Here is a 25,290-nt window from a genome sequence, read left to right as displayed (position 1 = left end):
CGTCGTGCTCCTCGTCTCGTGGGCCGGCCGCGGACACGGCGGCCTCAGCCCAGGGTTGCCCCCGATCGTCGGGCCAGCCTATGCGCGTTCGGTCTCCTCGGCGATGATCTCCGCGCCGAGGTGACGGGCCAGCAGCTCGGTGTGCGACTCCGCGGACTCCTCGAGGTCGCTGTCGTTGCGGGTGGCGGCCGCGTCGCGCTCGTCGTCGGTGCCGGTCGCGGCCGGACCCTGGCGGGTGGGGCGGATCTGCTGGCGCAGCTGCTCGCGGCTCTCCGACCGGGCCGACTCGGCGGCCGGCGGCTCGGGTTCGGGGCTGGCTGCCGGGGTCGCGGGCGCCGGCGCCGGGGCGTCCCAGGACGCGGCCGCCTGCTGGTCGACCGGGGCGGGCCGGCTGACCGGGGGCGGCGCGCTGGGACCGCCCTCCACCAGCGTCTCGATCTTGAAGTCGGCGCCGAGGACGACGACGAGCGCCTCCCGGAGGACGTCCTCGCTGCCCCCGCGCGAGAAGCTGTCCCGGGCCCCGACGTTGGCCATGGCCAGCACCATCACCCCGTTGCGGAGCTCGTGCACCTGGGCGTTCTGGCTGAGCAGGATCCAGGTGAAGCGACGCTTGCCCTTGACCTCCTCGAGGACCTCGGGCCACAGCCGGCGGACGTCGGTGACGGTGAGCTGGGTGCCACCGGCCGCGCCCGTCGTCGGGGCCGGCGGGGTGGGAGCGCCGAGGGCGGTGTCGTCGGAGTCGCCGCCCGCCGGGCCGCGCAGGTCGGTCGGGGCGGCGTCGGCGAGCGTGGCCGGCGGCTCCACGGGCTCGGGCGCCGGGCGGCCCGTCTCGGCGGAAGGGTCGGGCTCGGCGGACTGGTCGGGCTGGGTGGACTGGTGGGATGCGGCGGACTGGGCGGGCTGCCCGGTCGGGGTGGGCGCGGGCGTGGGAGCGGCGGCCGTGGTGGGCTCGGCGGGCGGCGCTGGGGCCGGGGCCGGGCTGGGAGCCGGAGCCGCGGGACGGACCGGGGCCGGGTTGGTCGGCGCGTGCTGCACGGGCGCCTCGCCCGCCGGGCCGCTGACGCCGAGCCGGCGCTCGATCCGGTCGAGCCGCGCGTGCAGCCCCCGGCCGTCGACGTCGGCGCCGGGCAGCAGCACCCGGGCGCACATCAGCTCCAGGTGCAGCCGCGGCGCCGTGGTGCCCCGCATGTCGGTCAGCCCGGCGGCGATCACCTCGGCGGCGCGGGTCAGCTCTCCCGAGCCGAGCGCTGCGGCCTGGGACGACAGCCGCTCGGCCTGGTCGGGGGCCACCTCCACGAGGCCGGAGCGCAGCGCGTCGGGCACCGCGGCGACGATGACCAGGTCGCGCAGCCGGCGGAGCAGGTCCTCGGCGAAGCGGCGCGGGTCCTGGCCCACCTCGATCACCTTGTCGACGCAGGAGAAGACGCCGCCCGCGTCCCCGGCGGCGAAGGCGTCGACGAACTCGTCGAGCAGGGAGTCGGGGGTGTAGCCCAGCAGCGCGGTGGCGTGCCGGTAGCCGACCCCCGACTGCTCGGCGCCGCCGAGCAGCTGGTCGAGGACGGAGAGGGAGTCGCGGACGGAGCCGGCCCCGGCGCGGACCACCAGCGGCAGCACCGCCGCCTCGACGGCGATCCCCTCGGCGGCGCACAGCTTGCCCAGGTAGTCGGTGAGCACCTTGGGCGGCACCAGCCGGAAGGGGTAGTGGTGGGTGCGGGAGCGGATGGTGCCGATCACCTTGTCGGGCTCGGTGGTGGCGAAGATGAACTTGACGTGCGGCGGCGGCTCCTCGACGAGCTTGAGCAGGGCGTTGAAGCCCTGCGGCGTCACCATGTGCGCCTCGTCGATGATGTAGATCTTGTAGCGGCTCTGCACCGGGGCGAAGAACGCCCGCTCGCGCAGGTCGCGGGCGTCGTCCACCCCGCCGTGGCTGGCCGCGTCGATCTCGATCACGTCGATGCTGCCGGCCGCACCGCGGGCCAGGTCCCGGCAGGACCGGCAGGTGCCGCACGGCTCGGCGCGCGGGCCCTGCTCGCAGTTCAGGCAGCGCGCCAGGATCCGCGCGGAGGTGGTCTTGCCGCAGCCGCGCGGACCGGAGAACAGGTAGGCGTGGTTGACCCGGTTGTTCGTCAGGGCCCGCTGCAGCGGTGCGGTGACGTGCTCCTGGCCGATGACGTCGGCGAAGGTGTCGGGCCGGTAGCGGCGGTACAGGGCCAGCGGGGCAGCCGTGTCCGGGCCGTCGTCCGACGGGGCCGGCCCGCCGAAGAGCGCCTCGTCCTGGCTGTGCTCGACGTCCTCGAGCAGCGCTTCCTCCACGCCGCGAAGCCTATGCCCCCGCACTGACAGCGGGCGCCGCGTGGACCGCCGGGCTCAGCCGGGGAGGCCGGGCTCCAGCGCCGGGACGGCGGGCCGGCGGTCGCGACGCCGGGCCGGGCGCAGCTGCGGCTCGACGGCCGGCGCCGCGAGGGCGGCCGCCAGCCGGTGGGCCCGGTCCCGGGTGAGCACCGGCACCGGCGTCGTCCGGACGGGTGCGGGCGCGCGACGGGCGTCGACGGCGATCATCAGGGCGACGGCTCGGCCTGCGTTCACGGTGGTTCCTACCTCAGGGGTCGCCGGTCACCCGGCTGCTGGTCCCCCGACGCGGCTGCGTCCCCCCACGCTAGGGATCCCGGGCCCCGCCGCGACAGGGTCGGACGACCCGCGTGCCCGGGACTGAGGTCCCACCCGAGAATGGCCGGGTGGACGTCCGCATCGGCATCTCGGGCTGGACCTACAAGCCCTGGCGCGGCACCTTCTACCCGCCCGGGCTGCCGCAGCGGCGCGAGCTGGCCCACGTCGCCGAACGGATGAACAGCCTCGAGATCAACGGCACCTTCTACTCCCGCCAGCGCCGGACGAGCTTCCAGGCCTGGGCGGCCGCCGTGCCCGAGGACTTCGTCTTCGCCGTCAAGGGGCCCCGGTTCATCACCCACCTGAAGAAGCTGGGCGACGTCGACGTCCCGCTCGCCAACTTCTACGCCTCGGGCGTGCTGGCCCTGGGCCGGCGGCTGGGCCCCTGCCTGTGGCAGCTGCCGCCGACGCTCGGCTTCGACGCCGGACGGATGGCGACCTTCTTCGACCTGCTCCCGCGCACCACCGGCGAGGCGGCGGCGCTGGCCGCCCGGCACGACGCCCGGGTCCCCGAGGACCAGGCGCTGACGACCACGACCGACCCGGACCACCGGATCCGGCACACCGTCGAGGTGCGCCACGAGACGTTCCGCGACCCGGCCTTCTACGCCCTGCTCCGCCGGCACGACGTCGGGCTGGTGATCGCCGACAACCCCGGGAAGTGGCCGATCATCGAGGAGCTGACGACGGACTTCACCTACGTCCGGCTGCACGGGCACGACGAGCTGTACGCGAGCGGCTACGACGACGAGGCCCTGGACGCCTGGGCCGCCCGGGCGCGCGGCTGGTTGGCGCAGGGCCAGGACGTCTTCTTCTACTGCGACAACGACATCAAGGTGCGCGCGCCCTACGACGCCATGGGGCTGCTGGCCCGGCTCCGCCCGGCAGCCGCCTGAGCAGGCGGCGCAGGCGCCCGGACGGCGGCCGATCCGCGGGTGGGCTCGCGCGCCCCCACGCCGGCGCGGGACGGGCGCGGCGGATCCGCAGGAGCCGCCGGGGAGAATTGACGGCATGGCTTCCCCTCTCCGTGCCGTCCTCGTGGACGCCGACGGCGTCCTGCAGTTCACCGCTCCCGCCTGGCGGGACGACGTCGCCCAGACCGTGGGGCACGCGGAGGTGTCGCGGCACCCGCGCCTGCTCGATGAGATCGCCAAGGCTGAGGGGCCGGGGACGATGACCGGCGAGACGGACCTGGAGCACTCCCTCACCCGCGTCCTGGACCGGCACGACGTCGACCTGGAGCCTGCCGACGTGATCGACGCGTGGCACAACATCGAGCTGCACGCCGACGTCGTGGAGGGGGTCCGGGCCCTGCGCGGCCGCGGGCTGGTGCTGGCCCTCACCACCAACCAGAACGCGCCGAGGGCGGCGTGGATGCACGAGAACCTGCCCTACGACGAGGTGTTCGACGCGCACTTCTACTCCTGCGAGATCGGCCTCGCCAAGCCCGACCCGGCCTACTTCACCCACGTCCTGGAGGCCCTCGGCCTGGCTCCCGGAGAAGCCTTGTTCCTGGACGACACGGCGGCCAACGTGGAGGCGGCGGCGGGGCTGGGGATCCACGCGGAGCTCTTCGCCCGCGACGGCGGCCGGGCGGAGCTGGACCGGATCCTCGCCGCGCACCGGCTGGCCTGAGCGCTCTGCCGCCTCCCGAAGAAGGGGCACCCGGAGACGGAAGAGCCCCCCGCGCACCCGATAGAGCCCACTTACCCTTGCTGCCGTCAAGCCCTGGGGGAGTTGGGTGAGGTGTCGCCGCGCGGGGGACCGCAGATGAGCATACGGGATCCCGCTGACCGCTCCAGTCCTGCGGGCGCCGAGCGCCGGGCCGCCGGCCGATTTGGTCCCGCCCCGGGGCGAGCAGGTAAGGTTCCGCGCGGAGGATTCGCCTAGAGGCCTATGGCGCTCGCTTGGAAAGCGGGTTGGGTGTGAAAGCCCTCACGAGTTCGAATCTCGTATCCTCCGCCAGTTCACCAGGGGAAACGCGAAGCCGGCCCACGTCGGGGCCGGCCGCCAGACGGCCCGAGAGCCGCTCCTAGTCTCAGTTCTAGTCTCACTTGCGGCCATCCGAGCCCTCCTGGCCCGCCCACAACAGCCCGCCGACCTGGTCAGCGACCGTCCGCCGGATCGGGTCGGTCACGTGCTGATACCGGGCCGCCATCGCCGTGCTCGACCAGCCCATGATCCCCATCACCGTCCGCTCCGGCACCCCCAGGACCAGCAGAACCGTCGCCGCCGTGTGCCGCGCATCATGCAGCCGGCCGTTCCGCACGCCCGCCGTCCGCAGCAGCGCCTTCCACCGGTGGTAGTCCGAGTTCGGGTTCAACGGCTCCCCCGTCACCGTCGTGAACATCCAGCCCGACTCCCGCCACAGCTGCCGCGCCCGCTCCCGGTCCACCGCCTGCTGCGCCCGCTGCTCCACCAACATCTGCGCCAACGGCCCCGGCAACCCCACCACCCGACGACCCGCCCGCGACTTCGTGTCCCCGTCCTCACCGTTCACCAGCACCCGCTCCGGGCACCAGCCCGCGAACTTCCCACAGCCGCCGCCGCAGCCGTGCTCGTAGATCGGCCGGACCCGCGACTTCCGCACCCACAACAACCCCCGCTCGAGGTCCACATCCGACCACCGCAGCCCCAGCACCTCCCCCTGGCGCAGACCCAGCGCCAAGGCGATCGCCCACCGCGCATGGTTCGGCCCCTGCGCCGCGGCCGCCAGGATCGCCCGGACCTCCTCCACGTTGTACGGCTCGACCTCCTCCACCTGCACCCGGGGCGGCTTCGCCAACGCCGCCACGTTCCGGCCCACGTGCCCCCGCCGGTGCGCCTCCCCCAGCGCCGTCCGCATCGTCCGGTGCACCTGGTGCGCCGTGGCCGGCTTCGCACCGTCGCTCACCAGCTGGCGGTACAGCCGCTCCAAGTGCTCCGGCTCCAACCGGTCCAACCGGTGCTTCCCGACCCCCGGCACCAGGTGCTTCCGCACCGCCGTCCGGTACGCCGCCAAACTCGTCGGCCTCAGAGCCGGCGCCGCGATGTGCTCCAACCAGTGCTCCAACCACGACTCCACCGTCCACCGCTGACCCGCCCTCGACACCTGCCCCCGGTCCCGGTTCTTCTCCAGCGCACGGACCTTCCCGACCACCACACCCTTCGTCTTCCCCATCACGTGCCGACGATCCGGGGACCCGTCGTCGGTGGTGCCGACCGTCACCCGGCCGTGCCAGTAGCCGTCGGCGCCCTCGTACACCGTCGACGCCCGGTTCGGGTTCCGCGACCTGGTCACGGCTACTCGACCTCCGCCGACCGGACGCCAGCCCGGAGCCGGGCGACGTGCTCCGCCAGGCACTCGGCCGGGATCCGACGCAGTCGGCCCACGTGGACCGACTCCACCTCCCCCGACAGCACCAGCCGGTACATCAGCGACCGGCCGATCCCCAGCCGGGCCGCTGCCTCCTCGACCCTCAGCAACAGCTGCTGCTCTTCACGCGGCACCTGGACGTCGACCATGACAAGTTCCTCTCGCTACAGGGATGGGGAGACTTCAGAGTTGGGGTTCGGGCTCCCCGACAGGGGATGGTCTGGTCTCCGGTCCGGTCGTCAAGGGCCCTCCGGGTCCTGTGGATTCGCTGCGCTCACCCTTGACGGCCGGACCGGAGACCAGAAGATCGGCGGCCATCGGGGACCCCGAGCAGAGTGGTCGCTCAGCCAGGGTCAGCAGGAGGCAGCGTTGCCGGACCACTGTCCACAGGTTTGGCAGCCTTCGCCGCCTCGTACTGAGCACGCCACGCAGCGCGCTCGGCCACCGACTGCAAGAGCACACGCGCATAGGTCCGGGCATCCGGGCGAGTGTCGGTCCAGACGAACCGCGGAGACCCATCCGGCAGGGTGACGGTGGCGGCGAGCCGTTCGGTCTCCGGGGCGACGACACCCGCGGCCAGGAGTGCTTCGCGGACGACGGTGGCCCGGTCGGCCTTGTGCTCGGACAGCCGTTTCCCGGACCACTGGCGGGAGACGAGGACGCGGCGTCCGCCGAGGCCGAGGTGCTCGCGGTCGTGCGCCTTCGACGAGCATCGTCCGGGCTGCAGACCAGGACCGGCGGCGTCGGGTTGGATTCCGTAGCGCAGCCAGTTGGCGCAGCGTTCGGAGCAGGGCAGGTAACGCAGCTCGGTATGCAGCCGGTCGACATGCGCCTCAAGAGCCGGGTCCGGCTCGCCGTCAGGATCGGTGTGGGTATCGGCGACCGCTTTGGTCAGGTACTTCGTGAGGTAGCGAACAGCCCGATCAGCGTCGGGCGACGGGGCGATGATGCCGGCCATGTCGACCTGACGGCCGAATCGCATCACGTGCGCCGGCCGCCCGTCCGGGTCGGCGGCGAGCCGGTCGAGGGCCTGGTCCCAGGTGGGCAGGACTTCGCCGGTGTCGACGTCGACGTAGGACTCGCCGTCCCACACCGGTGTCCGGTGGACGTAGACGGGCCGGTCGAATAGGGGCCACCACAGCTGCAGGTAGGTCGCCGCGACCACCTGCCGGATCGTGGCCCGAGGGATCGCACCGCGGATCGCGGCGTGCAGGTGGGGGACGAGCCGGCGTTGCGGTTCGACGGCGCCGAAGTACTGCACCTTGTAGCCGGCCGCACGGCGGAGGTTCTGCCAGAACCGGTCGACCAGCCGGGCGAAGTGCAACGCGTCGAGCGCCTGCCGCCGGTAGTTGTACTGCGCTGGGTCAGCCGGAACCCCGCTCGAGGTGACGGCACCGTAGGACGGCATGGTCAGAGTGAGGAACATACTGGGCCGGTACGCGCGACCGTCCGGGGTGGCGAACACTCGGCCGATGGTGCGGTCCTCCTGTGGCACCCGTGGCAGGTCCGGGGCATCCTGGCGACGACGCGTCGAGCGGACCCTCCGGTCGGTGTCGTCGTCGCCCTGGTCCTCGGCGTCGGGCTGGTCCTCGTTGAGCTGCTCGGTCGGCTGCCGCTCGGGTTCGTCGGTGCGGTGCCAGCCTTCCTGGCACTGCTGCATCCGCAGCACCCGAGCCTTGTGGGCGCAGGGCGGGCAGACCGCCTCCCGGGTCGACCCGCACGGCAGGGCGACGACGGCCTCGCTGTCGGTGGCGCGGTCGTGGACGCGGCGGAGGAGCGGTCGGATGCAGACCTTCTGCGACAGCGCGAGCTCGCGCGCCATGTCCGCGGTGATTCTCGGCCCGTCCAGCACCGACGTCATGCGGCTTCGCCCGACACCAGCTGCAGGGCCGGAGTAACCGGGGTGACCAGCTGGGCGATGTGCTGGTCGGTGACGTTGGAGAAGCGGACTCGCACCGGTTCGGCGATGCCGTCGACGGTGACGTAGCCGACCCCGGGCAGGCCGTCGGGGATCAGGTCGGCGTGCGCGCCCCGGTTGCGGGCACCGGGGCCGAGGACAAGGTTCACCTGCTCGGCCTCGTTCAACCTCAGCGCGATCCGGGTCGGGAACAGGTCCCGCATCGGCAGCACGTCCTTGCGCGGGTCCTGCACCGCCCCCACCACCACGACCCCGACCGCCCGGCCCTGCGACAGGAGGAGGCCGAGGGCGGCCTCGATGCGCTTCTTCGCGGTCCGGTCGGTCACCCAGCCCGTCAAGGCGGCGAGCTCGTCGACCACCAGCACCACCAGCGGCTCCGCCGTCGACGGCGTGTGCAGCCGGGTGACCCCTCGGAGCCGGTCCTGCCGCCGGCGCATCACCGCGACCGCGTCCTCGAGCACCTCCGCGAACGTCGACTCGTAGCCGGCCGCGGCGTCGGAGTCACCGTGCGCGAACCGGGCAAACAGCCTGCGGCCGGCGGCTAACTCCATGCCGCCCTTCGGATCGACCGCCCACACCGCCACCAAGCCCGAGCGGACGAGCGGCGCCAGGTGCAGCAGCAGAGACCAGATCACCGACCCCTTACCCGCCCCGGTCGCCCCAACGACCAGGACGTGGGAACCGACCAGCTGCAGCCGCCACGTCCGGCCGTCTTCCGCCAAGGCCAGCGGAAGACCTTCTGTGAGGGCCTGGTCGTCGACGGGCAGCGGCTCCACCACCGAGGTCAGCGGGTCGACGGTGAGCAGCCACAGCTCGACGTGATGCGGACGCTGTAGCACCGACCGGACCCGCACGGCCGAGGCGCCGAACGTCTGCGCCAGCCGGTGCGCCACATCGGCGTAGTCCTCCACCGTCTGGCCGGGCAGCATCCGCACCCGCACCCGATCCACCGACAACGTCGACGAGACCGTGAGCACCGTGGGCGTCCAGACCGTGCCGCGCCAACTCGTGGCCAGACCGGCGGTGTCCATCGCCGCCGGCCAGCACCGCCGATACACCAGCCAGCCCCGCCACCACGAGCGCAGCGGCAGCCGCAGCCACACCAACCAGCGATCCGGCCACACCGACCGAACCCCGACCAGCAGCCCGATCCCGAGCGCGAGCATCGAGAGCATCAGCAGCGGAGACACCGACCACAAAAGAGCGCTCAGGATCACCGACAGGAGGCCGGCGAGAGCAGCTGGGGTGGCCGCGGTGACGACAGCGAGCCGCCACAGCCGGCGGAGCACCCAGCCTGAGGCAGCCAGGCCGGCGCCGACCCGCACGGTGCTGGACCGCAGCTGCACCGGCTGGTCGGAGCGGGCTTGCGAGAGGCCGGCCATCAGACGCCCGTCACCGCGTCAGCTAGCCACGCCCCCACCGACGCCACGGCCGAGTAGACCGCGTCCCCGATCGGCGTTGCCCCCAGCACGAGACCGAACAGCACGCACACGATCGCCACCACGGGCCGGGCGACCTTCATTTTCACCAGCGCCGCCACGACCAGCCCGAGGATGATCGCCGCCCCGATGACGCTCATGCCGCCACGCCCGAGATTCTGGGTCGACGGGCTGCGACCGGCCGGGTCTCACCGAGCAGGGCGACCGCCAGGGCCACCAGTTGGCGGTCCCGGTGCTGTAGCCGGCCAGGCAGCTGCGCCAGCGGGGCCGGGTCGAGCCAGTACCAGCCCGGCCGCACACAGGGCCGCACCCACGGCGCCGACGCCCTCAGCAGCCGGCCCTCGGCGACCAGGGCCAGCAGTTCGACCGCCGCCATGTCAGAGGCAGAGCCGGCCGCCCACCGACGGAGCCCAGACAGCACATGCGCCGACACCTCAGGCCGCCTTACCGGCGTCGACCACACCACGACGCGGAGCGGCGAGACCGGTCGCCTTCAAGCTGTAGGCGATCTTCGGACGGGGGCCGCGGTCGTCCAGCCACGGCGTGACGGTCAGCCCTTCCAGCACCACCGGCCGGACCGGAGCCCCCTCGATCGCCGACGGCGGAACCGGCTGCACCGCCGCCGCGATCTTCACCCGGAAGGTCCGCTCCCGCGCCTCCGGGTCGAAGTCCATGACGTCGACCTGCCACAGCGGCAGACCCGAGTCCTTGTCCCGCGCCTGCACCCGCCGCTCCTTCGTCGACGCGTCGAAGTCATCCGACGGCGTCACCGCCCCCACCACTCCGAGACCGTGCGGGAACAAGTCCGCGCACGTCACCTTGATCGGTCCCTGAACAGCCACCGCGTCCTCCTCTGACTCCTGACGGGCGCCCTCCATCGTGAGGACGTATCAGTCACAATAAAGGCAGTATAAGTCCCAGGGCAAGGACTGATCCTGCCTCGATGGGACATTTCTGGTTCGGTCGGCCAGAATGGGCGCGTGGACATGGCTGACGTGATGAGAGAGCGGAGAGCCGCGCTTGGGCTGTCGCAAGCCGAGCTAGCCGGCGTCGTCGGCCTCGACCGACGTCAGATCCGCCGCTACGAGGCTGGCGAAGCACAGCCGACGCTGCCCGTCGCTAAAGCCATAGCCCAGGCCCTGGGGATCAGCATCGACGAGCTCGCCGGGCAGACCGAGCAACGGTTGAAGATTACGGGCGAGTGGTGGGCCGGTTGGCAGACGTGGAAGGACGGTCAGGAGGTCCACACCTCCCAGCCGATCCAGATCAGGCAACGAGGCTCGGAACTCGACATCGTCGCCCTCGATCGCGGCATCAGCCCTGAGGAGGGCGGCTACCTGTGGCGCGGCCAGCTCCGCCTGTGGGACAACGAGATCCTCATGGGCTGGTACGCCGCAGACGACCAAGCCGTCCGCTCCAAGGGCACCCTTTACCTGGTCGTCCATCCGCACGGCCACCAGCTGCACGGCCGCTGGACCGGCCTCAGTTATGACGGCCCGGTCGTCACCGGATGGTCAGCCATCGCCCGCTCGGAGGAGGCCGCCCAGCAGCTGCTCACGCACCTGAGCGAGAACGACCAGTGACCGCCGATCCCGAAGAGGTGTGCGAGGTCGTGATCACCGCACCTGACGAGGCATGGCTGCTCAACTTCACCCGCCAGCTGGTCGACGCTCGCCTTGCCGCCTGCGGACACCACACTGCGATCCGCTCCATCTACACCTGGGCTGGAGCCGTCCACGACCGAAGCGAGACCCGCGTAGCGCTCCACACGCGCACCAGTTGCGTGCCGGCCATCATCGCCATCACCAACGAGGAGCACCCTTACGACGTCCCCTGCGTCATCAGCCTGCCAATCACCCGAGCAGACCCGAATTACCGCGCCTGGATCCTCGACTCCACGACGTCCGAGAGCGAGCGAGCGCATGCAGACCTATGATCACGGCACCTTCCTGATCGTCCTCGACTGCGCCGACCTCGACCGCTCAGCCAACTTCTGGTGCCCCGCCCTCGGCTACGACTGCCCGTACCCTCAGTCCGGCCCCTACCTACAACTCGTAGCCGAAGCCCGAGGCGGCGTCGAACTGCTCCTCCAACAGGTGCCCGAGACCAAGAGCGACAAGAACCGCCTCCACCTAGATCTACGCACTCGCGACCTCGACGCCGAAGTCAAACGACTCACGCAGCTCGGAGCCACCGTCATCACCGACGAACCGCTACTCGAGCACGACTGGCTCTGGCACGTACTCGCCGACCCTGACGGCAACGAGTTCTGTGTCCTGCAACCACCCGACGACTTCCCCTGGCCCTGAGCGTTGAGCGGCGACGCGCCAAGTCAGCGGGGATGACGACCGGAACAGCGGACATGCTAAGACGCAAATCACGGACCGAGCAGACCTGGACGGCCCCCTGCTCAGCCCCAAGCTTCCGCGGCTCATCTGGGAATATGACCTCGCGAGCCAGGTACAGCCGGGAGACCGGGTGCTCCACTGGTCGACGCGTGGCGAGGCCCTGGGACTCGTCGGGTGGTCGGAATTGCTAGAGCATGCGACCGTCGTCCCCCAATACACCGGGTTCCCCGGCCCGGACTCGAGCGTACGACGCCGGGATGGACGGCCCGGCTTGACCCTGTTCATGACTTCCCAACTCGGATCACCTCGGTTCAACTGCCTCCCTTGTCAACCAGATCGTTGCTTTGGACGAGGATCTGGCCGCGGAGCACAAGGGCACCTTCTACTTTCCGCTGACTCGATACGGAGCGAATCGCCCCGAGCATCAGCGAACCTTCAGACGCAACGGGAGACGGCGAGGGCGCGTGCTAAGACCCACTTCGACTGGCACTCAAACGGTCGAGATCCGATAGAAGCTGCGCACACCGTTCAATCGCCGTCCGAAGTGCAGTGCGCAGGACATCTTCAGGTCCAGACCTTTCGGCAGAGCCCGGACTATCGCCAAACTCGGATGGAAGCGCGTCCAGCGCGAGCACGTTCGCCTCTGTGCCGGAGGTCCCGTCGTCTGGGTCAGACTCCGTGGAGTATTCGGATGCAAGTTGGCGATACCTCCGCAATTGCCGTTGTAAGAGCCGAAGGGCGTCGTCTACCTCGGTGCCTCCGAGCGCGATACCCGCCATAACCCACGGCTCCTCACGATCCATGGCTTCTTCTGAGGCCAGGGCTACCGCAAGGCGCACAAGACTCCCGAACTCGCGATCTGCGTCGCAGGCGGCCCGCAGGATCGGGTAGTGGCTGAGGTCCTTCGCAGTTGGCTGCTCCTCAGGCGACAAACTCCGGTAGTACCCCCAAGGCGGAGGGTCGGGTTCGAGGCGGGAGAGCGCGGCGAGAACGGGCTGAAGGTACTCCAGAGGTGTGCGCCGAAACCGTCCCCCCGCCTTGTGTTCCCACAGTTTCAGTATGACCTGTCTGGTTTCTGCAGCGAGCGTCTCGTTCTCAGGCTCTGCCTCGCACCGAGTAAGCAGATCCGCCAGGTGATGCGACATCCACCGACCAACCAGGTCGCTGTGGTCCAGCGCAGCCGCCATGTCACGACCAAGCCGCATAACAGGGTCAGCATCAGAGTTCATGCAGGGCTCCGTCGAAGTCGATCAAGAAGTACTTAGTGTAAGGGTCTAGATGCTCCAACCGCTCCTCATCATTGCTAGGCATGCCATACGAACGCGAGCTGCTGGAACTGACGTTCCGCTGGATCTCTACTTCGATGATCAGCCAGCGACGCAGGCTTTCGAGCCGCGCTCCGAGCGTCATCTCGTCCGCAAGCAACTCGAATCCTTGGACGCTTTGCGGCGAAGTACCGCCCTGGGATTCATCCCAGACGCGCGACACGAAGGCGATTCGATTCCTGGCGTCCGTCCACAGCCTCATGTCGGCGTCCGGGACGAGATCGTCAAGGCCAGCCATCCCGGTGTACGGGCGCTCCGGCGGGAAGTTGACACCGCTTGCGAATGGATCCTTAGAATCTAGTCCCTCCGAGTAGTTCTGTGGCTCCAGCCAACCGGTAAGCTCGAACCCGTGCACCGCCGATGAGTAGTCACGGTCGGTGGCGTCCGGGATCCGATATGCGCGCTTGTCTGGGGAGGTTTGTAAGGCACGAAGCAGTGCGGGGGCCGTACCTGGCGTCACCAAGGCGCTCATCACACGGACCGTCTCGCTCCTGTCGTAATCTCGAGTAGAGCGATAAGCCGACACGGCGAGGCGACCGGGTTCGGCTAATAGCTCGCGCTGAAAGCTCTGGACATCGATATGGGAGACCCACTCGCTATCCTCGCTTTGAGCGCGGCTAGCCATGCCTGATCCTGACCGGATCATTGCGTAAGTTGGTGGTGCATCTCTACGGTCCGCGAGCCACCGGCCATCACTACGAGTGGGCGTATGGCGGGCCAGGAATCGCGAGTATGCCGTCTCCCCTGACTCTAGGTCCTCGTCGTAAGTCTGAGCGACCGGTAGTAGTTGCAATAGGCTTCCGGCCACCTCATACAACCCTTGAATGGCCAAGTAGAAGTCTAGATCCTCTTCCTTGGGCCAATCGCTCTTGTAGGTCTGACGGCCTTCCGAGTACAGCCGAAGCTCGGCGCGAGGATCATCCTCGGAGCGGCCCCGCGAAGCGATCTTCCACCGCTCAAGCAGAACCTCTTGCACGAGCCTTTGGATCGACATACCTGTCAGGCCAAACGCTTCACCGAGCTCATCACACCAATATTGGCGAAAGTCGAAGAAGAACCTAAATTGGTTGTCGTCTTCGTCGTCCTCGTTGTTACTGTCCTCGAATCGAGCTTCGATCGCATCTCTGTCTGGGGAACCGAGGCCCTCCTCCGAGTTGACGTTCCCCGTCGGGTCATCCAAGGAGTAAGCCGCCGCCATTCCGACCAAATCTGCGAATGCTCTAACGTTCAACTGACGGGCTCGAATCGTGCGACGTACTACTCCGATCTGTGCACCGCGCTTTTGCAGGCCGTTGTACTCTTGCGGGTCACCCGAAAGCAAATTGCACCTAAGAAGGAGCAGCAAGATCTCTCTGGCCATGGGGGTATTAACCGCGTGCGGAGCGCTCTTTATGACCTTGGTCATTATTGGAGCGAACCTCGCGAAACTCCTCGGCGACGCATCGCGGGAAGCTCTTGAGACTGCCATCACAAGCCACTGCGTTGCATGCTTCTCGTAGAACGGCAGCCTCGAGTCCCTGAAAGGAACGGTAGAGACGGTGCCAATCGCCACCTCGCAGAGACGATCAGCCAAGTTCGACAGGTCATGCGAGACGATTAGTCGTACTGCGTGCGCCGCTCGCCAACGAGTCTCAGGAGCCGGGTCGCCCAGAGCCGCCCAAATCAGACAGGCCACCGCCGTGGCGATGTCCACAGCTCCCGCCATCCCAATGGGGCGATGTCCGCCAAACCGGTCCAGTGGCACCGCGTCGTCAAACAGACTGGTAGCAGCGTCGAGGAGATCGAGCCTGTCTGTTGGACCGAGTCGAGCTGCAAGGTGCCCCGCCAGAGCGAACGCTTGCTCCGCGCTGAAGGTGACCTGATTCGCCAAGGCGCGGCTCGCCACCCGCTCGTAGTCAGTGTCGAATCCGGTGAGGCGACGCATGAGCGAGACATCAACCAGACGATAGGACACGAGTAGATGGGCGGCACCCAGCCGGGACAGTAGGTCTTGCAGCGCTGCGTCCAGGGCTGCCTGAGCACCCATCGAGAGGTCCGACTTGACCAATGAAGCAAGAAAACGCGACAGATCCCACTCGGTGACCGCAGGACATTTACCGAACGCCGCGATGACCGCCGGAGACGGCGAACCACTCATCACGTGGTTGAAGAGGCCGGCAGTGTCATTGGCGCTATGGGCTCGCTGCAGAGCCCCAGCCCACCCACCCGTGGTTTGTAGGTCAAACTCGCCGTACATCGGACGAGCCAAATCGTCGTCCCTCCTACTACCCCAGTCTCGTGCAATGGAGTTAGGGATGATTGGCCCTTGGCCGTCCCTCAGGGTTTGCGGCAGCAGGGAGGGATCCGCTGCAGCGATGATGGCTCGGGAGAGGCCGACTTCCGTCAGTAGCCAGTCTAGCGATTCGGGCGGGAGGGGCCTTGCGCGCAGGAAGTGTAGAAGCGACATGATGGCTTCACCTGGCGGCGCGGCGGAGGCTTTGAGGGCGGTCGCCAGAACCTCCAACTCGGGGTCACGGTCGCAGAGCGGCAATAGTGCGAGCACGATAGCCGGGTCCTGGAGCACCAACGCACTACCGCCGCCACAGAATGCTTCAGCGAGGCGACTGACTGGAGCAACGCGTCGATCTCTCCAGCGCGACGCGAGCGCCAAGGCCTCCGGAAGATGAAGGCCCGCGGCGATCCTTGTTACTCGCGTGTAGTCCAGAGAGTCTCCGAGGTAGGCCTCAATCCCCTCCGCAATCTGGCCTAGCCTGTAGGCGCGTCCGGGCTCGTCACCGCTGGTCTCGCCCGCAACTTGGGCCACTTTGAGCAGTGCCTCCCACCGCTCCCACACGTCGTCCCCAATGGCATTGGAGGTCTCTAACGCTGCCTGGAAATGAACGGCAGCCTCATGGGCAGATGTTCGGAGAGTGGCGCGCGCCAGCATGACCAGATCCTTTGCCTTCTCGTACGCGTCTTCTCGGGCCGTAGCCAAATCCGCATGAACTTGGCGGGCCAGTCTCGCAGCGGTTACAGCGAGTACGGGGCTGGAGCTGGCCTGCTGGGTGAGGAGGATAAGAGTCGATCTCCAGAGACGTGCTCGGTTGCGCTCGCAGAACTCTATAACTTCCTGAGCGGGCACCAGAGTCGAATTCCCGACAAGCAGAGCAACAATTACGGACACGGTGATGTTAAGTTGAGGTCCATCAACTTCCTCACCGGGAAACTCGCTTCTCCTCTGCCGAGCCAGAAAGGATCTCGCTCGCTCCGATACTTCGAGCAACCGTTCTGGGGTTGGCTCCAAGTGGTACTTGGTCCACAGCGTCGCCCAGGACACCAGCGGCGTCACGTTGGCTTCATACGCGCGGAGGACTCGCGAGGACTCGTACTTCTCTCGTCCTCTTGCTTTGCTGACCGCCGCGCCTTCGATTTCGGTCGCTGTCAGTTCATGGCCCTCTAACCAAGCACGTAGCGCAAAGCCGAGTACAGGCTGCCACATGTCATGCCGGTGGAACTCGCCTGTTCGGTAGCCCATGTCGGTAGGAAGATAGAGGTTCAATACGCGCAGAGCCTCGACAGGTGTCACAATCCCTGCCGATAGCGCTTGCGTCAGGAGCCAAGTCGTCGCTGTGAGACCCTGCTCGACTTGCTCGTTCAAGGGCGCCGCCCCTGGCTGGTCGACGTGCCGGCTAGGTGAGAGTCGCTTGCGTCGGCGCACCAAGCATGCCAGTAGGCGCCTTGTCACATCCGGAGGGGTGATCAAGTTTCGTTCAGCACAGACTTGGGCGATAGCAAACTTTAGGTGCTTTCCCCGGGCTTTGAGAGCCAGCGAGTGAATGTCGTCCTGACGTCCTGCGTCTGCCAGCCTGCGAGCGACCTGAACTCCCACATCGAAGGCAAGAGTCCGCGGTTTCCACCGTCGAAGGTACTCGACACAAGCTCCCGGCCCATCGGTGTTGATCAGACCCCAAGCAATCTGCAGGATGTCCTGTTCGGTGATGCTTGAATCAGTACCGTCGCGCATCGCTTGTTGCGTCCACGCGCGGACCCAGGTGGTGGCGCTGCGAAGGCGATTCCGGGCTTGATCCGTCTGACCTGGGGCGCCGGCGAGAAGTGCGCCCTCGTACAACAGATTGGAATTTGGCCAAGAGCGAAGGATGCTTCGATTGGCAACCAACTGCTCCAGCAAGTGAGGCTCAAGGAATTGGGCTGCGAGATCGGTGTTATCAGCTATTAGCGATAGTCGTCGAGTGCGGCCTGCGGTGAGCGCACCCAGGCGAAGCGCAAGCTTGGCTGCGGCGAGATCGCCATCTTGACGCAGCGCGGCCGTGAGCGCGAAATGCGTCCTCTGTTGAGCGATTTCGCGTCTCTGAAGTTCGTTGCGCTGAGTGGGCGGAAGCATATTGTCGGGAAGTGCGTCATCAGATAACGCGAGGTCTACCAGGTCATCGAACCGTCGCGCCTCGAAAAGAAGCGCGGGCAGCGATGTTGCAACGTAGGCATCATGATTTGCTAGCGGAGTAAGGCGATCGAGGAAAGCGTCGAGTTGAGCACCCTTCGGCCGGTAGGTGATTCGAAACCACGTTTCAGTGGGTTCGTCGCGGAACTGAACAGTTCCGCCATCGATGAGCAAAGGCCCCCTCAAGTCCGCAACGAAGCTGAGCACGACCGACTCGTCGACGCCTGCGAGCTCGCCGAGTACCCGGGCAGGGATCATTGGACGAAGTGCAGCGAGCCCAGTGCAGATCTCGTCGACTTCGGCGGTCGAGATGTGATGGCTATCTCGTACGGCCGCCACCTGTCGTCCAATGATGGCGTCGAGTGCGACGCTCGCGGAAACGGGCGTTGGTGCGAGCCAGTCAAGAGCCTCTTGCAGACTTGTCGTCGCGTCCAGCACAGTCGCCTGTACACGGGGGTTATGACTTGTTCGAGTATGAAATTCGGCTGCGTCGGCGGTGGATACTGAGGGAAAGGTCAGCTCCAGATGTGCCCGAGTCTCGTCGAGCTCGAACCCACGGAGGGACAAATCTAGGTGATTCGCCGGAAGTCGGAGGAGGTGCCTTCGTTCAGTACGGCAGGTCACAACCAGCCTGACATTCACGGGGAGGGACTCGCGGAGCAGGCCAATCACGAATGACCGGTCACCCAGGTCCTCAGCAATCATCGCGGCGTTATCTGCCGCGTCGATTACAATAGTAAGCAGAGCATCAGGTGCGCCTGCAGCAAGCGCCGCCGCCGCCCTTTCAAGACGTTGGAGAAAGGCCCTGGCGTAGTCCGAGTCGTCGGCGGTCGCCGAGGGGATCAGGGGTTCACACAGAGCCCGGGAGGCGAACTCATTAGCGAGCTGGATCAACCCCTGCTTCGCTTGATGCCTAGCAGCACTCGGCCGTCGGTAGGAGCCATTACCGAAGCAGTCATAGACGAATGTTGCGGATCCAGGAGAATCGGTTCGCTCGAGAGTCATCGACAAGACGCTCTTTCCGACACCTCCAGGGCCGTGAATGACGACGGGACGCCCCTGGGCGGAGCGTATCTCTCTACTGACGTGCTCAAACTGGTGTCTGTTGACGGAATTGGCACGCGCGCTGATCAGGTTTGGCGCGGGTAGAAGCTGATCCTCCGAGGTCTTCAGCGCGGCTAGGACGTCTTCGCGACGAACCGCCGGTTGGTGGCCAACGATCGACGTGGCGCGGCTCGCGATCATCTCGCGCAAGAGGAGGTCCTGATCGCCTGGAGCACCAGGAAGGAAGTCTGCGACTTGCACCGCTAGTAGTGCGCGCAGCTTTCGCAATGACGACGCTTGATCGTCGACCTTGATCTGACCGGCGAATCTTGCGATATCCTTTCCGTCGATGACACTCTCTAGTTTTTCTCGCACAGTGTCTGAGGCTCGCGAACTCTTCGCCTGCCGGAGCTCCTCAAGGAGAATCGAGGCTGAATCGGCTATCGGACGATTCGTGACGAATTCGAAGGAGACGTTGGCCAACGCTGCAGGGTGATCTCTACTGAGGACTCGATACTTTCGCGCAAACCCTAGGATCGTTTTAGTGAGAAATGAGAAAGTCCAGGGTTCATCAGGATGGACAGTCGAGTGCTTGAACTGTCGGTACACGACCTGGTCGGCGTTGTCGATATCGCTGGATCCCCAATACTCGGCTAGGTCGATCACCTCATCGCCGGTGGACGACGTTGAGGCCTCGTCCTCGTCCCGCAGCTGTTCATCCGTTGCGCCCGGCTGATCCAGGCGCTGATCGCTCTGACGTCGATGCTCGCTCGGGTCAACGGCTTCTACGAGAATCGCTGCTAGACCGGAACTCGCGTCCAGTAACCGCAGCGACTGGCGCGCCGCCCAGGTGTAGTGGAACTGATCCCCGTCTCTGCTGGCACGAAGAGTGTCTGGCCTCACCACGGATGATATCCCACTGTTGCCGCCGATGCTTCGATCAGGGAAATGCTCTCACTCATCATCTGCCCGTCCGATCGTCCTGCACCGTCTTGCCGGATTAAGACCGAGACCGTGCTTGTGCGTGGAGCTGGTCAGGGCCCACATGTCGTTGCGAGAGGATATTCACGCCAGATTAGCCATTCGTCCGGTTCCACAACTTCGCGTTGCAAACTCCTGCAAGTGGCGTCCGCTGCCGATAGCAAGAGAGGGTACAGCAGCGCCCGTCGGTCAGGGTCGGCTAGGGGCTCGAAGCAACACTGGCTCGGGAGATGTTAGGGCTCCTTCAGGTGAGGTGAAGACCCTGCTGGTGGTCGCGCCAGGAGTTTCGCACCTCGCCTCTGCCGATTTTGGCTCTACTAGATCAAGCTCGCTCGCTGCGCTCGGGCCGCTCCGCGTGTCCTCGCTTCGCTGCGGGCCGCTTCGCGGCCGCCGCCTACCACTCCCGATTAAGATTGATAACTATACAGATAGAGAGTAGGCGGGAGAAGCGCGTTGATGATCCCGGGTTAAAGGATCACCCAGCGAGTGCTTAACTTTTAGGGGGAAGGAACGATCTATCCTGCGAATAGGTGCGTCCTGCAACTTGACGAGGCACAGTTCAGGTTATTGCTAGTACCTGATCGGCTTGAGATCGAACGCACATACGTTGCATTTCGGCCCGCTGAACAACGCACGTTAAGGGCATCTCCTGCTCGGCCACTCGGGCACCTCAGGTCAGCGACTTGGCGAGGGCAATGGCTCCTGTCGCAACGATAGTTGCATGATCCTCAGTTAAGGACACACCGGTCCTCAACGCTTTCCCGGGATGGATGAAGTTGCGCCATTGGCGCAAAGTATTATCGAGCAAGTCGAGCATGGCCTCGTCCGAGACGAGGCCTTCCTTCCTCACAGCCTCTACTAGCTCGTGCAGTCCCATGTTGCGGAGACGATTGACGGGAAGCGATGTCTCCTGTTCGAGCAACGCTAGCAACATGGCCTCAACGGCTGCTCCTGCCATAACAACAGCTGCCTTGTGATTCTTGCCGGCCAAACTCGTCTCCGATTCCCTGAGATCCTCAAGGATGCTGAGACGAAGTGCACTATCCGTCAACCGTCCGAGCGTCTTGGACATCGCCAACGCTGCGATATCGAACTCAGATCCGAAATCTGGCGACTTCCACCAACGGTCGCTAACCTGCGCGAAGAGTGGCTGTTTCTGGTCGATTTGCTCCACGATGCGCGAGTTATTGGCTTGGATCATGTCGAATTGATCAACTAGACGATGAGAGTCCACCAACAACTGCCATGCAAGTCGGTTAGTGTAACTCTGAGCAAGCACCGCATCCGGATACATCAGGAAGGACCGAATCTGCGCATAAATGTAATCTACGAAGTTCTCCCGTCCATGGCGATTCTGTGGGAATTCCTCAAGGAACAGCTGGAAAACTCTCACAAGTTCGATTAGATCAAAGTTGCGCGAGAACCGGACCCTAGCATCACCCGCTCGAGACTTACGGTCGGCGAGCAGGAGAAGGCCCTGCTTATTGAGCAACAGCAGTTGCCTGCTGTCCTTCGCGTTTAATTCTCGATTCTCATACAAGATGTCAGAAACTAGAGTCGGCTGTAGGGAATCTGGCTCGCTAGCGCCGATTAGAAGAGCCACTACTCTTCTTTCGTAGTCCACATCTAGGTCGTCTAGGCGACGCCCCCGCTGGTCTGCGTCATATGACAAGTGATAAGCCGGCACCACTCGGAGATTCATACCTTCACTGGGACGCTTATGTTCACCTGAATCCACGATTCCCGCGACGATACGTGCGTACTTGCGGAGGCCTTCACTCATCGCTCGTAGTGAGACTAAGTTCTGGAAACTCTCCTCAAGCAAGCCGGTTACGGCGGAGACGACCGTGATTGTCATCACCAAGATGTTGGGTGTATAGAGCCGCAGCTGGATCGAAACAGCACAGTCCCCTAGGCCAGGGAGTGTTGTCCGCGGACTCTTGGACGCGAGCTCCTCAAGACCCGTCCCCCGCAGATGACTTCGCAGAGCCTGGTAGAAGGTTGCGGTCGGGATGAGCGCGAGAGGAATATATGACCGGTTGAGCGGCAGGGAGAACTGAGAGTAGATACCGGTGCTCGGCTGGGCAACGAAGGCAACGGTCTCGAGATCGGCGGGTCGTCCGACCTCGCGGCTGAGCCGCGTCAGCACCTTCCATCTCAACGTCGTGCTCACTTAGGTCACCTTGTCTTGGATGCGAGCGCGGAGGGGTCGAACCTCGTCCTAGATCAATGATCTACGACCCCCACCATCGGGGCACGCTCGACGTCAGCGATCTGGGTCCGGACGTTATCAGGTGGAGCCCGCTACGGCCGCCGGACCCGCCATCGATACTCGCTCTGGGCTGTAGGGCAGGCCTGCGCCGCCTGGCCGTCCGCTGCTGCTCACCTGGTAGCAGTTCCGGGACATGAGGACGCCGTTGTCCTACCACCGTGACCTGGGGAGATCGCCACTGGGTCGGTCAGGCATCGACGTGCCCTGACCCATCGGGCTCGGCAGCCCCTCCGCGCACTAGCGCCGTTCCAGCCGGGACAGTGGGAAACGAAGCCCTGGGCAGTCTCACTTCTAGTCTCAGTTGAGGGAGTCCGTCCCCGTACATGTAGGCCCACGGTGGCTTCCATCCCGGCTCGTGCGACGCTCCTGGTGCTTCCGAACCGCCGGCTAGGGGACTTGGAAAGCGGGTTGGGTGTGAAAGCCCTCACGAGTTCGAATCTCGTATCCTCCGCCAGTTCACCAGGTCGGACGCCCCGCCGGAGCGTCCACCTGCCGGGGGGCTCCGGCGGTCCCGGTCCTGCTCTTCGTGCCGCCGCGCTACTCCTCGTCGCCGACCGGCCGCGGCTCCGGCAGGGCGAGGTAGAAGGTCCGGTCGGGCACGACGTACGGGTGCGCCTCGAGGACCACCGGGTAGCCGTGGTCGGCCAACATCTGGTGCAGCGTCTCGGGCGTGGGCCAGAACGAGCGCTCGTTGATCCACGAGGACGTCAGGCGGCCCGGTTCCCGGTAGTAGCTGCCGGTGTACGGACCGAAGGTCTGCCGCTCGCTCAGTGGATGCTTGCCGCCCCCGTTGTCCACGTGCGTGTCCAGGATCAGCGGGGTCCCGGCGCAGCGTCGGAGCAACGCGAGCTGGTCCTCCAGCTCCAGGTGGTAGAACAACCCCAGGCAGGCGATGACGTCGTACGGGGCGAGGTCCACCTCGCGGATGTCCGTGATCTGCCACGTCACGGTGGGGTCATCCGGGATCCGGTCGGCCCGGGCGTCCACCCCGGTCACCTGCCAGCCCTGCTGAGCGGCCCGCAGGGCGAAGGCCCCGTGCCCGGTGCCGAGATCGACGAGGCGACCCCTGGGCAGCAGCCCGAGCATCGAGTCGAACAGCTGGTATCGACGCACGAGGATGGCTGACGGCATGTTCCGCACCCTAGCGGGACGTTCTCCCGCCTCCGGGTGACCGCAGGAGCTGGGCCGCCCGGACCTCCGGAGCTCGTGAGGACGAGCCGCCAGCAGCTGACGGCCGGGTCGGCCACGACCACCTGAGGCCGTCGGCGTCGGCGCCGGAGGCACGCACCCGGCGCACCGCGGGGCCGCCGAGCAGCCGAACCGGTTGACATGTGAACCAAAGAGCGTAGGGTCTGGTTCACACATCAACCAATCTGGAGGGAGACGCCGTGAAGATCACCACGATCGGACGGGGCACCATCGGCGGCGGGCTCGGCCGCCTCTGGAGCGGCGCCGGTCATCAGGTCACGGGCCTCGGGCGCGACGGCGGCGACGTGTCGGACGCCGACGTGGTCCTGGTCGCCGTGCCGGGCGCGCGCATCTCCGCAGCGCTGAGCGCGGTGACCGGGCTCGCCGGCAAGACGGCGATCGACGCGACGAACGTCCTGCCCGCCCGGCACGGCGGTTTCGACTCGTACGCCCACGAGGTCCAGTCCTTCACCCTCGCGCCCGTCGCCAAGGCGTTCAACATGAACTTCGGCCGCCTGCTGGACGTCGTGCGCGAGCAGCGGGTGCGTCCGAGCACCCTCTACGTCGGTGACGACGGCGCCCGCGAGGTCACGGAGCGGCTCGTCCGCGACGCCGGCTTCGACCCGGTCCGTGTCGGCGACCTGTCGCGCGCCAGGGACTTCGAGGACGCGGTCTGGCTCCTGATGGGCGTGCAGCCCGTCGGCGGCGTCTTCTACCGGTTCGCCACCCCCGGCCAGCTCTGACCACCCGATGGCACGACACCCGCTCGTCCTCACCACTCCCGTGCCCGCACTGACGTCGGGGCTCTCGTGAAGGCCGCCGTCGTCCTCGGCCCGGACCAGCCGCCCGTGTACACCGACTTCGACGATCCTGCTCCGCGCAGCGGGTTCACCCTCGTCGACGTGACCGCGTCCGCACTCTCCACCGCCACCCGGGCGCGCGCGATCGGGACCCACTACCTCGCGGACGGCGCGTTCCCGCTCGTCCCCGGCATCGACGGGGTGGGCCGGACCGACACCGGTCAGCGGGTCGGCTTCCTGCTGCCGGAGCCGCCGTTCGGCGGCATGGCCGCGCGGACGCTGGTGCGCGACGCACTCTGCCTGCCGCTGCCGGACGACGTCGGCGACGTGCCGGCCGCGGCCCTGCTCAACCCGGGCACCTCGCCCGTCGCCGCGCTCCGGACGCGCGCCGGCCTGCGTCCGGGTGAGACCGTGCTGATCAACGGCGCGACCGGGATCACCGGGCAGGTCGCCGTCCAGATCGCCCAGCACCTCGGTGCCGGCCGGGTCATCGCCACCGGTCGCGACGCCACTGCCCTGGCCCGGCTCGCCGAGCTCGGCGCCGACGACACCGTCGACCTGACCCTCGAGCCCGACGCCCTCCACGCTGCGCTGCGGCGCCACACCGGAGACCTCGACGTCGTGCTGGACTACCTCGCCGGCTCCCCCACTGAGGCCGTCCTGGCCGCCATCGCGGGCCGCCACAAGCGTGGCGCACCGCTGCGCTACGTCGTGGCCGGTGCCGCCGCCGGCGCAGCGCTCACCGTTCCGACGAGCGTGCTGGCCACGACCCCGATCCACCTGATGGGGAGCGGGATCGGCGCGCTGCAGGTCCCGGAGCTGCTGCAGGCGGCAGCCGACGTCCTGCAGATCGCCAGCACGACCGAGCTCCACATCGACGTCGACGAACGACCGCTGAGCCAGGTCGCCGAGTCCTGGGCCGCCACGCAGGACCGGAGGCGCGTCGTCTTCACCCCCTGAGGCGCGGCGGCCTGCTCCCGCCGAGGTCGGCGTCGCCAGGACGGTCTGCTCCCTCCCCGCTGGTCTCGTCCCCGTCGGTGCGTCCACGTCCGAGCTGCTCGACCCGCTCGCGGACCTTGTCGCCGACCTGGATGAGCAGCTCCAGCTCCGCCTCGCTGAGGTGGTCGATGAGCACCTCCCGGACGTCCGCCACGTGCTCGGGGGCCGCTTCCTCGATGCGCTCGCGACCGAGCGGGCTGATCGCGATGACGGCTCCCCGCTGGTCGGTGGCGCAGCGCGAGCGCACGACCAACCCGCGCGTCTGCATCCGGCCGAGGTGCTGCGACAGCCGGCTCTTCTCCCAGCGGAGCAGCCCGCCCAGCTCGAACGAGCGCAGCTGACCCTCGGGCGCCTCGGACAGGTGGGCCAGGACCTCGTAGTCGGCGCGCGAGAGCCCCGACCGCTGGCGCAGCTTGCGGTCGAGGAACTCGGGCAGGTCCTCCTGGACGGTCATGAGGCTCCGCCAGGCCCGTTGCTCACGCGCGTCCAACCACCGCACCGTCATGGCTGCGACCC

The 25,290-nt window shown here is 67.1% G+C and carries 20 protein-coding genes, 1 tRNA gene and 1 other RNA gene; 8 read left to right on the top strand and 14 right to left on the bottom strand.

From position 1 onward, the window contains the following. Positions 1 to 78: 78 nt before the first annotated feature. Together BLT72_RS01125 and BLT72_RS01120 are read right to left on the bottom strand one after the other, a co-directional pair. Positions 79 to 2,301 (bottom strand): DNA polymerase III subunit gamma and tau, encoded by a 2,223-nt coding sequence (locus tag BLT72_RS01125; protein ID WP_425349231.1) that lies wholly within the window; start codon positions 2,299 to 2,301, stop codon positions 79 to 81. A 66-nt stretch (positions 2,302 to 2,367) separates the two neighbouring features. Beyond that, positions 2,368 to 2,586 (bottom strand): hypothetical protein, encoded by a 219-nt coding sequence (locus BLT72_RS01120; protein WP_091408957.1) that lies wholly within the window; start codon positions 2,584 to 2,586, stop codon positions 2,368 to 2,370. Positions 2,587 to 2,735: 149 nt separating this feature from the next. Between BLT72_RS01120 and BLT72_RS01115 the strand changes: the two genes are divergently transcribed. Then, positions 2,736 to 3,563: a DUF72 domain-containing protein gene (locus tag BLT72_RS01115; protein ID WP_091408953.1), complete on the top strand. Its 828-nt coding sequence runs from the start codon at positions 2,736 to 2,738 to the stop codon at positions 3,561 to 3,563. A 115-nt stretch (positions 3,564 to 3,678) separates the two neighbouring features. Next, positions 3,679 to 4,302, top strand: a complete 624-nt coding sequence (locus BLT72_RS01110; protein WP_091408950.1) for an HAD family hydrolase — start codon at positions 3,679 to 3,681, stop codon at positions 4,300 to 4,302. Positions 4,303 to 4,339: 37 nt separating this feature from the next. Here the strand turns inward: BLT72_RS01110 and ffs are convergent. After that, an RNA gene (ffs, locus tag BLT72_RS01105) (signal recognition particle sRNA small type) lies at positions 4,340 to 4,436 on the bottom strand. Between the two features lie 106 nt (positions 4,437 to 4,542). Between ffs and BLT72_RS01100 the strand changes: the two genes are divergently transcribed. Next, positions 4,543 to 4,632: transfer RNA gene (locus BLT72_RS01100), tRNA-Ser, on the top strand. Between the two features lie 85 nt (positions 4,633 to 4,717). Here the strand turns inward: BLT72_RS01100 and BLT72_RS01095 are convergent. The 7 genes from BLT72_RS01095 to BLT72_RS01065 all read right to left on the bottom strand — a co-directional run bounded on the left by BLT72_RS01095 (position 4,718) and on the right by BLT72_RS01065 (position 10,221). Next, complete coding sequence (locus BLT72_RS01095; protein WP_091408946.1) at positions 4,718 to 5,947, bottom strand: tyrosine-type recombinase/integrase; 1,230 nt, start codon at positions 5,945 to 5,947, stop codon at positions 4,718 to 4,720. A 2-nt stretch (positions 5,948 to 5,949) separates the two neighbouring features. Continuing rightward, entirely contained in the window at positions 5,950 to 6,171 is a 222-nt protein-coding gene (locus BLT72_RS01090) for an excisionase family DNA-binding protein (RefSeq protein WP_091408942.1), read from the bottom strand. A gap of 194 nt (positions 6,172 to 6,365) precedes the next feature. Further along, positions 6,366 to 7,883: a replication initiator gene (locus tag BLT72_RS01085; RefSeq protein ID WP_091408939.1), complete on the bottom strand. Its 1,518-nt coding sequence runs from the start codon at positions 7,881 to 7,883 to the stop codon at positions 6,366 to 6,368. Then, positions 7,880 to 9,322, bottom strand: a complete 1,443-nt coding sequence (locus BLT72_RS01080) for an FtsK/SpoIIIE domain-containing protein (protein ID WP_091408936.1) — start codon at positions 9,320 to 9,322, stop codon at positions 7,880 to 7,882. Before BLT72_RS01080 ends, BLT72_RS01085 begins: the two co-directional genes overlap by 4 nt. Continuing rightward, entirely contained in the window at positions 9,322 to 9,519 is a 198-nt protein-coding gene (locus tag BLT72_RS01075) for a hypothetical protein (protein WP_091408934.1), read from the bottom strand. Before BLT72_RS01075 ends, BLT72_RS01080 begins: the two co-directional genes overlap by 1 nt. Next, positions 9,516 to 9,755, bottom strand: a complete 240-nt coding sequence (locus BLT72_RS01070) for a hypothetical protein (protein WP_157720219.1) — start codon at positions 9,753 to 9,755, stop codon at positions 9,516 to 9,518. Before BLT72_RS01070 ends, BLT72_RS01075 begins: the two co-directional genes overlap by 4 nt. A gap of 58 nt (positions 9,756 to 9,813) precedes the next feature. Further along, positions 9,814 to 10,221, bottom strand: coding sequence for a hypothetical protein (locus tag BLT72_RS01065; protein WP_091416395.1), 408 nt, complete (start codon positions 10,219 to 10,221; stop codon positions 9,814 to 9,816). A 144-nt stretch (positions 10,222 to 10,365) separates the two neighbouring features. Between BLT72_RS01065 and BLT72_RS01060 the strand changes: the two genes are divergently transcribed. Genes BLT72_RS01060 through BLT72_RS01050 form a run of 3 tightly spaced genes read left to right on the top strand, consistent with a single transcriptional unit; the run spans position 10,366 to position 11,688 of the window. After that, entirely contained in the window at positions 10,366 to 10,962 is a 597-nt protein-coding gene (locus tag BLT72_RS01060; RefSeq protein ID WP_091416392.1) for a helix-turn-helix transcriptional regulator, read from the top strand. Further along, positions 10,959 to 11,315: a divalent-cation tolerance protein CutA gene (gene cutA, locus BLT72_RS01055; RefSeq protein WP_231930259.1), complete on the top strand. Its 357-nt coding sequence runs from the start codon at positions 10,959 to 10,961 to the stop codon at positions 11,313 to 11,315. Before BLT72_RS01060 ends, cutA begins: the two co-directional genes overlap by 4 nt. Continuing rightward, positions 11,302 to 11,688, top strand: coding sequence for a VOC family protein (locus BLT72_RS01050; RefSeq protein ID WP_091408925.1), 387 nt, complete (start codon positions 11,302 to 11,304; stop codon positions 11,686 to 11,688). The genes cutA and BLT72_RS01050 overlap by 14 nt, the downstream gene beginning before the upstream one ends. Before the next feature lie 1,257 nt (positions 11,689 to 12,945). Here the strand turns inward: BLT72_RS01050 and BLT72_RS22020 are convergent. The 3 genes from BLT72_RS22020 to BLT72_RS01035 form a co-directional block, all read right to left on the bottom strand. Further along, positions 12,946 to 19,440 carry a hypothetical protein gene (locus BLT72_RS22020; RefSeq protein WP_157720217.1) on the bottom strand — a complete coding sequence of 2,165 codons (6,495 nt, stop codon included), beginning with the start codon at positions 19,438 to 19,440 and terminating at the stop codon, positions 12,946 to 12,948. 745 nt (positions 19,441 to 20,185) lie between these two features. Continuing rightward, on the bottom strand, positions 20,186 to 21,688 hold the full coding sequence (locus BLT72_RS22015) for a hypothetical protein (RefSeq protein WP_157720215.1): 1,503 nt from the start codon (positions 21,686 to 21,688) through the stop codon (positions 20,186 to 20,188). A 636-nt stretch (positions 21,689 to 22,324) separates the two neighbouring features. After that, positions 22,325 to 22,918, bottom strand: coding sequence for a class I SAM-dependent methyltransferase (locus BLT72_RS01035; protein ID WP_091408915.1), 594 nt, complete (start codon positions 22,916 to 22,918; stop codon positions 22,325 to 22,327). Between the two features lie 257 nt (positions 22,919 to 23,175). On the opposite strand from BLT72_RS01035, the gene BLT72_RS01030 reads away from it, so the two are divergent. Both BLT72_RS01030 and BLT72_RS01025 read left to right on the top strand, forming a co-directional pair. Then, positions 23,176 to 23,718, top strand: coding sequence for an NADPH-dependent F420 reductase (locus BLT72_RS01030; RefSeq protein ID WP_091408912.1), 543 nt, complete (start codon positions 23,176 to 23,178; stop codon positions 23,716 to 23,718). A gap of 66 nt (positions 23,719 to 23,784) precedes the next feature. Beyond that, entirely contained in the window at positions 23,785 to 24,735 is a 951-nt protein-coding gene (locus BLT72_RS01025) for a quinone oxidoreductase family protein (RefSeq protein ID WP_091408908.1), read from the top strand. On the opposite strand, the gene BLT72_RS01020 is transcribed toward BLT72_RS01025, so the two are convergent. Beyond that, on the bottom strand, positions 24,725 to 25,228 hold the full coding sequence (locus BLT72_RS01020; RefSeq protein WP_157720214.1) for a MarR family winged helix-turn-helix transcriptional regulator: 504 nt from the start codon (positions 25,226 to 25,228) through the stop codon (positions 24,725 to 24,727). The two genes, BLT72_RS01025 and BLT72_RS01020, sit on opposite strands and share 11 nt — an antisense overlap. Between the last annotated feature and the right edge of the window lie 62 nt (positions 25,229 to 25,290).

Source organism: Friedmanniella luteola, assembly GCF_900105065.1.
Taxonomy (GTDB): domain Bacteria; phylum Actinomycetota; class Actinomycetes; order Propionibacteriales; family Propionibacteriaceae; genus Microlunatus; species Microlunatus luteolus.
This window is presented reverse-complemented; position numbering and strand designations above follow the sequence as displayed.